Source organism: Lampropedia hyalina DSM 16112 (assembly GCF_900129055.1).
Classification (GTDB): domain Bacteria; phylum Pseudomonadota; class Gammaproteobacteria; order Burkholderiales; family Burkholderiaceae_C; genus Lampropedia; species Lampropedia hyalina.
This window is the reverse complement of record NZ_FQUZ01000052.1, coordinates 1-5,678: the sequence shown is the minus strand read 5'-3', so window position 1 is coordinate 5,678 and position 5,678 is coordinate 1. Positions and strand designations below refer to the sequence as shown.

Below are 5,678 nucleotides of genomic sequence, written 5' to 3'. Positions count from 1 at the left end.
TGTGTTATAGTAGAGGGCTTCACTGATCGCGGTGAGGTTCTTAAAAAAGAAGACGGATTAGATAGTTTGTTTTCTTTGGTGTTCGTTAAAAACATACAGCCGATAAGCGTGGGCGTTTGGTAATTGCTCAAGTTCTTAGGAACAAAGGCAGAGATGCCTGGCAACCATTATATATGGAAAGCCAAACGCTCATGAACAGAACATGAAGTGTGTAAGTCTTATGATTTACAAATCCACTTCAATTCCGTTTTGAGTGAGTTTAACAAGATCGAACTATAGAGTTTGATCCTGGCTCAGATTGAACGCTGGCGGCATGCTTTACACATGCAAGTCGAACGGTAACAGGTCTTCGGATGCTGACGAGTGGCGAACGGGTGAGTAAAACATCGGAACGTGCCTGGTAGTGGGGGACAACTGCTTGAAAGAGCAGCTAATACCGCATGACATCCAAGGATAAAAGCAGGGGACCTTCGGGCCTTGTGCTACCAGAGCGGCCGATGGCAGATTAGGTAGTTGGTGAGGTAAAGGCTCACCAAGCCAGCGATCTGTAGCTGGTCTGAGAGGACGACCAGCCACACTGGGACTGAGACACGGCCCAGACTCCTACGGGAGGCAGCAGTGGGGAATTTTGGACAATGGGCGCAAGCCTGATCCAGCAATGCCGCGTGCAGGACGAAGGCCTTCGGGTTGTAAACTGCTTTTGTACAGAACGAAAAGGACTGGGTTAATACCCTGGTCATATGACGGTACTGTAAGAATAAGCACCGGCTAACTACGTGCCAGCAGCCGCGGTAATACGTAGGGTGCAAGCGTTAATCGGAATTACTGGGCGTAAAGCGTGCGCAGGCGGCTATGCAAGACCGATGTGAAATCCCCGGGCTCAACCTGGGAACTGCATTAGTGACTGCATAGCTGGAGTGCGGCAGAGGGGGATGGAATTCCGCGTGTAGCAGTGAAATGCGTAGATATGCGGAGGAACACCGATGGCGAAGGCAATCCCCTGGGCCTGCACTGACGCTCATGCACGAAAGCGTGGGGAGCAAACAGGATTAGATACCCTGGTAGTCCACGCCCTAAACGATGTCAACTGGTTGTTGGGAATTCATTTTCTCAGTAACGAAGCTAACGCGTGAAGTTGACCGCCTGGGGAGTACGGTCGCAAGACTAAAACTCAAAGGAATTGACGGGGACCCGCACAAGCGGTGGATGATGTGGTTTAATTCGATGCAACGCGAAAAACCTTACCCACCTTTGACATGGCAGGAAGATTCCAGAGATGGGATTGTGCTCGAAAGAGAACCTGCACACAGGTGCTGCATGGCTGTCGTCAGCTCGTGTCGTGAGATGTTGGGTTAAGTCCCGCAACGAGCGCAACCCTTGTCATTAGTTGCCATCATTTAGTTGGGCACTCTAATGAGACTGCCGGTGATAAACCGGAGGAAGGTGGGGATGACGTCAAGTCCTCATGGCCCTTATAGGTGGGGCTACACACGTCATACAATGGCCGGTACAAAGGGTCGCTAAGCCGCGAGGTGGAGCTAATCCCATAAAGCCGGTCGTAGTCCGGATCGCAGTCTGCAACTCGACTGCGTGAAGTCGGAATCGCTAGTAATCGTGGATCAGCATGTCACGGTGAATACGTTCCCGGGTCTTGTACACACCGCCCGTCACACCATGGGAGCGGGTTCTGCCAGAAGTAGTTAGCCTAACCGCAAGGAGGGCGATTACCACGGCAGGGCTCGTGACTGGGGTGAAGTCGTAACAAGGTAGCCGTATCGGAAGGTGCGGCTGGATCACCTCCTTTCTGGAAACAACAGCAAAACACTGAACGCCCACACTTATCGGTTGTTGGAACAAAGCATGGTGCAAACATGCAAGACAAGGAAGACCGGTCTTGTATCTATGCGACATGCCATGGGTCTGTAGCTCAGCTGGTTAGAGCACCGTCTTGATAAGGCGGGGGTCGTTGGTTCGAGCCCAACTAGACCCACCAAAATTCCAATATCCATTGTGGTCAAGAGGAAAGTTGGGGGATTAGCTCAGCTGGGAGAGCACCTGCTTTGCAAGCAGGGGGTCGTCGGTTCGATCCCGTCATCCTCCACCAAAAGATTTTTGTGTATAATGCGTAGTTTCGCTGAACACCAAAGAGGCTTTGAGCAAAAAATTGTTCTGAGGCTTTTTTGTTGTTTGTCGATATAGATCGATAAATCGGCTGTTCTTTAAAAATTCATAGAGTCGAATCAGCGTTGCTGATGGAAAGAAGATCGTATCTTCACCGTGCCATCAGCAACGAATTTGATTGCGTCAAAAACGAACATGACTGACAGCTTGAAAAAGCAGTTAGGAATGCTTCAGTAATTGACGATTGTTCTCTGGTTGTTGTGCAAGCAACGACCATCAAGACAAGCGTGAATTACGGCAATAACGCATCCAGGCCTTACTCTGAAATTACGGGCCTGGATAAGAGTTTGCTTGAGACTGTAATGAAGCTCTTTGCGCAAGCAGAGGTCAAAGTTATAGGGTCAAGTGACTAAGAGCATGTGGTGGATGCCTTGGCGATTACAGGCGATGAAAGACGTGATAGCCTGCGAAAAGCTTCGGGGAGCTGGCAAATGAGCATTGATCCGAAGATATCTGAATGGGGAAACCCACCCGCAAGGGTATCTTTAACTGAATACATAGGTTAAAGAGGCGAACCTGGAGAACTGAAACATCTAAGTACCCAGAGGAAAAGACATCAACCGAGATTCCGAAAGTAGTGGCGAGCGAAATCGGAGAAGCCTTCCAGTGATAGCACAGAAGATAATAGAACACCTTGGAAACGGTGACCATAGTGGGTGATAGTCCCGTATGTGAAAATTCTGTGTGGTACTAGGCTGGAGACAAGTAGGGCGGGACACGTGAAATCCTGTCTGAATATGGGGGGACCATCCTCCAAGGCTAAATACTCGTAATCGACCGATAGTGAACCAGTACCGTGAGGGAAAGGCGAAAAGAACCCCGGGAGGGGAGTGAAATAGATCCTGAAACCGCATGCTTACAAAAAGTCGGAGCCCTTCGGGGTGACGGCGTACCTTTTGTATAATGGGTCAGCGACTTACATTCAGTGGCAAGGTTAACCGAATAGGGGAGCCGAAGAGAAATCGAGTCCGAATAGGGCGTCTAGTCGCTGGGTGTAGACCCGAAACCAAGTGATCTATCCATGGCCAGGTTGAAGGTGCCGTAACAGGTACTGGAGGACCGAACCGACTAATGTTGCAAAATTAGCGGATGAGCTGTGGATAGGGGTGAAAGGCTAAACAAACTTGGAAATAGCTGGTTCTCTCCGAAAACTATTTAGGTAGTGCCTCAAGTATTACCTGCGGGGGTAGAGCACTGTTTTGGCTAGGGGGTCATGGCGACTTACCAAACCAAGGCAAACTCCGAATACCGCAGAGTACAGCTTGGGAGACAGTGCACCGGGTGCTAACGTCCGGACACAAGAGGGAAACAACCCAGACCGCCAGCTAAGGTCCCTAAAATTGGCTAAGTGGGAAACGAGGTGGGAAGGCACAGACAGTCAGGATGTTGGCTTAGAAGCAGCCATCATTTAAAGAAAGCGTAATAGCTCACTGATCGAGTCGTCCTGCGCGGAAGATGTAACGGGGCTAAGCCAGTTACCGAAGCTGCGGATGCACACTTTGTGTGCGTGGTAGGAGAGCGTTCTGTAGGCCTGTGAAGGTGGCTTGTAAAGGCTGCTGGAGGTATCAGAAGTGCGAATGCTGACATGAGTAGCGTTAAAGGGGGTGAAAAGCCCCCTCGCCGTAAGCGCAAGGTTTCCTACGCAACGTTCATCGGCGTAGGGTGAGTCGGCCCCTAAGGCGAGGCAGAGATGCGTAGCTGATGGGAAACAGGTCAATATTCCTGTACCGACCTATAGTGCGATGTGGGGACGGATCTTAATAGGTCATCCAACTGTTGGAATAGTTGGTTTAGACAGATGTAGGCGAGGTGTAGGCAAATCCGCATCTCATATACCGAGGCTGTCGATCGAGTGAGCTTGCTCACGAAGTGACTGAACGGGGTCCCAGGAAAAGCCACTAAGCTTCAGCTATAGGCGACCGTACCGCAAACCGACACTGGTGCGCGAGATGAGTATTCTAAGGCGCTTGAGAGAACTCTGGAGAAGGAACTCGGCAAATTGATACCGTAACTTCGGGAGAAGGTATGCCCTATTAGCGTGATGAGAACATCTGAGCGTGAATGGGTTGCAAAAAATCGGTGGCTGCGACTGTTTATTAAAAACACAGCACTCTGCAAACACGAAAGTGGACGTATAGGGTGTGACGCCTGCCCGGTGCTGGAAGATTAAATGATGGGGTGCAAGCTCTTGATTGAAGTCCCAGTAAACGGCGGCCGTAACTATAACGGTCCTAAGGTAGCGAAATTCCTTGTCGGGTAAGTTCCGACCTGCACGAATGGCGTAACGATGGCCACACTGTCTCCTCCAGAGACTCAGCGAAGTTGAAATGTTTGTGATGATGCAATCTCCCCGCGGAAAGACGGAAAGACCCCATGAACCTTTACTGTAGCTTTGTATGGGACTTTGAACAGATCTGTGTAGGATAGGTGGGAGGCTTTGAAGAGTGGATGCTAGTTCACTTGGAGCCGTCCTTGAAATACCACCCTGGTGTGTTTGAGGTTCTAACCTGCGCCCTTGAATCAGGGCGGGGGACAGTGCATGGTAGGCAGTTTGACTGGGGCGGTCTCCTCCCAAAGTGTAACGGAGGAGTTCGAAGGTACGCTAGGTACGGTCGGACATCGTGCTAATAGTGCATAGGCATAAGCGTGCTTGACTGTGAGACTGACAAGTCGAACAGGTACGAAAGTAGGACTAAGTGATCCGGTGGTTCTGTATGGAAGGGCCATCGCTCAACGGATAAAAGGTACTCTGGGGATAACAGGCTGATACCGCCCAAGAGTTCATATCGACGGCGGTGTTTGGCACCTCGATGTCGGCTCATCTCATCCTGGGGCTGAAGTCGGTCCCAAGGGTATGGCTGTTCGCCATTTAAAGAGGTACGTGAGCTGGGTTTAAAACGTCGTGAGACAGTTTGGTCCCTATCTTCCGTGGGCGTTGCAGATTTGAGGAAGCCTGCTCCTAGTACGAGAGGACCGGAGTGGACGCACCTCTGGTGTACCGGTTGTCACGCCAGTGGCATCGCCGGGTAGCTATGTGCGGAAGAGATAACCGCTGAAAGCATCTAAGCGGGAAACTCGTTCCAAGATGAGATCTGCCGGGGATTCAAGCCCCCTCAAGGGTCGTTGTAGACCACGACGTTGATAGGCTGGGTGTGCAAGTGCAGCAATGCATTGAGCTAACCAGTACTAATTGCCCGTGAGGCTTGACCCTATAACTTTGATGACACATCAATACATTCGCAATGCAAACTCAATACATTGCCAACGCAATCAAATACAATTCGACTCTATGATTTACGGCTCGCAGCACAGCCGCTGCAAGCCAACGTTTTTAGCCTGATGACCATAGCAGTCTGGAACCACTCCTTCCCATCCCGAACAGGACAGTGAAACAGTCTCGCGCCAATGATAGTGCGGTCTCCCGTGTGAAAGTAGGTCATCGTCAGGCTTCTATTCAAAAACCCCCTGCGCTCCAGCTCAGGGGGTTTTGCTTTGGG

2 tRNA genes and 3 rRNA genes are annotated in these 5,678 nt (G+C 50.7%); all 5 read left to right on the top strand.

The window, feature by feature from the left end:
• Nucleotides 1–270 precede the first annotated feature (270 nt).
• The 5 genes from BUE21_RS13950 to rrf all read left to right on the top strand — a co-directional run bounded on the left by BUE21_RS13950 (nt 271) and on the right by rrf (nt 5,629).
• Nucleotides 271–1,804: ribosomal RNA gene (locus BUE21_RS13950) — 16S ribosomal RNA — on the top strand.
• A 112-nt stretch (nt 1,805–1,916) separates the two neighbouring features.
• Nucleotides 1,917–1,993, top strand: a tRNA-Ile gene (locus BUE21_RS13945).
• Between the two features lie 35 nt (nt 1,994–2,028).
• Nucleotides 2,029–2,104, top strand: a tRNA-Ala gene (locus BUE21_RS13940).
• A 416-nt stretch (nt 2,105–2,520) separates the two neighbouring features.
• Nucleotides 2,521–5,392 (top strand): 23S ribosomal RNA (locus BUE21_RS13935).
• Between the two features lie 124 nt (nt 5,393–5,516).
• A 5S ribosomal RNA gene (rrf, locus tag BUE21_RS13930) occupies nt 5,517–5,629 on the top strand.
• Together the 16S, 23S and 5S rRNA genes with 2 tRNA genes alongside form the textbook arrangement of a ribosomal RNA operon.
• Nucleotides 5,630–5,678: the final 49 nt, after the last annotated feature.